This is a genomic window from Paenibacillus ihuae (assembly GCF_001368795.1).
In the GTDB taxonomy this organism is placed as follows: Bacteria; Bacillota; Bacilli; order Paenibacillales; family Paenibacillaceae; genus Paenibacillus_AQ; species Paenibacillus_AQ ihuae.
Map to the genome: position 1 here is coordinate 2,816,432 of NZ_LN831198.1, position 1,690 is coordinate 2,818,121.

Genomic DNA, 1,690 nt, shown 5'->3' on the forward strand with positions numbered 1-1,690 from the left:
ACTTCGGGACGATCGGCTTCAACGGTCTGGGCAGCGTTATGGCTCCTATCCTCGGTGGTATGCTGCTGGATCAGTTCGGTGCTGCTAACGGTCCTGCAGTGTTTGTACCGCTGGCACTGACTACCGCCCTCGGGCTTCCGTTTCTGGTCACTGCCCATAGAAGATTTAAGACCAGGGAGCTGGCCGAATCCGTAATCGTCAAGCCATCCAGTGTTAAAACGGGCTAATGTTAAAAGAAAATACAGGATCAGACTGACCTCGGAAATTGAAACAGCGACAGCAAAGGACGAGAAATAAAGTCCTGGACTGTCGCTGTTTTATTGAATTAAGATTCTCCGAGGGAGCTCAACACGATTATGATGGGTTTCTCCACTTTGATTGAAGCTGCAAGTCTTAGAGACTCCTTTACATCAACCGAGCCCATATTTCTAGCACATTAATTTTCCTATATATAGCTTTCATTAACGCCCGATGCATGAGCCCGCGTGCAGTATTTAAGATAATTACCCTCAGATTACTGTTGATCAATCTGCTGTGAATTGTTGTGTTGAGTTCACGCCCTCCAAAAGTTGGCCGTTAGACAGATAGTAATCTCTATTCACTGAACCGTCCGTTTTGGTGCTGTTGATTACAAAAACCTGACCTGTTTTTATCAGCATAGGGTAGTTATCGTAAGGTAGATAATTATCCACCAGCGGCAGCCTTTTGACATCATCGTAAGCGTCTTCCAACCGCCAAAATTCTCTATAGGCGTAATCCTTGAATCCGGTCAAATCCTGCTTTCCAAAATACGATGCCTTATACTCCTTGCCATGTAAGGTTATGTAATCTACTCTGGATGGCTCAATATCCTTAGACATCCAGCTTAGATTCTCAGAATAAATATTGTCGCCATAATTTTCCTGTAATTGATTGGCCATGCATGGGATGGATTGGGTACCAAGATCCAATTCATCAAGCCCGGTATGGGCTGAGCCGTAAATACCCATAACACTCTCATTGCCCAACTTTTCAAATTCGCGGATAAAATTTTCCGTCATCTTGTTTTCCCGATAAACACCGTTATCATTTCTATAATAAACCTGGCCTTGCTGGATTGCTTCCATTGTTAAAGTATACTTCTCAGATCCTCCCAGATCATTTGCCGTAAGATAAGATAAAAAGCGTCTCCCGGTAGTATCATATTGGTGCCCAACGTCAGTGCCGTGAAAAATCGTCTCAGGACAATTGTCTTTTATTTTTTTGTAGAACTCTTTGGTATGAGGGTTGTGAATAAGTGTCCCTTCCCAATCATCATAAATCTCCTCCAAGATATCGTCATTGTCCGACTGCATCCATATATTCAAGTATTCGGCGGTAAAATAGGATAACTCGACGAATAAGTGCCTCATGCCCTCGTTATGGTAGTATTGAGACCACAATTTATATTCCTTGTCCAATATCTTGGCTACACCGTGTGCTTCACCGTACAGATAAATGCTGCCTGATGCTTGCGCTACCGCAGGGGGCACTCTAGTCGGATGCTCAGACTTGCTTGCTGACTTACCTGCGGAGGAATTGCTACAGGCAGTAAGGCTACTAGCCACAAATACTACGATCAAAGCAAGCCTTAAAGTTTGAACTATCAGCATTTTTGCTCTGGCTAAACAGGTAAACTTGTTGCTATTCATAAGCAGGAATCAACCTTTCA

1 protein-coding gene and 1 pseudogene are annotated in these 1,690 nt (G+C 43.6%); one reads left to right on the forward strand and one right to left on the reverse strand.

What is annotated here, in order from left to right:
- Positions 1-227 (forward strand): annotated as a pseudogene (locus AQR02_RS12790) (MDR family MFS transporter); the annotation flags it as partial.
- 297 nt (positions 228-524) lie between these two features.
- Here the strand turns inward: AQR02_RS12790 and AQR02_RS12795 are convergent.
- Complete coding sequence (locus tag AQR02_RS12795) at positions 525-1,670, reverse strand: hypothetical protein (protein WP_054940826.1); 1,146 nt, start codon at positions 1,668-1,670, stop codon at positions 525-527.
- Between the last annotated feature and the right edge of the window lie 20 nt (positions 1,671-1,690).

Excerpts from the sequence above, each read along its gene's own strand:
- AQR02_RS12795 (WP_054940826.1), bottom strand. The coding sequence starts at position 1,670 with ATGAATAGCAACAAGTTTACCTGTTTAGCCAGAGCAAAAATGCTGATA.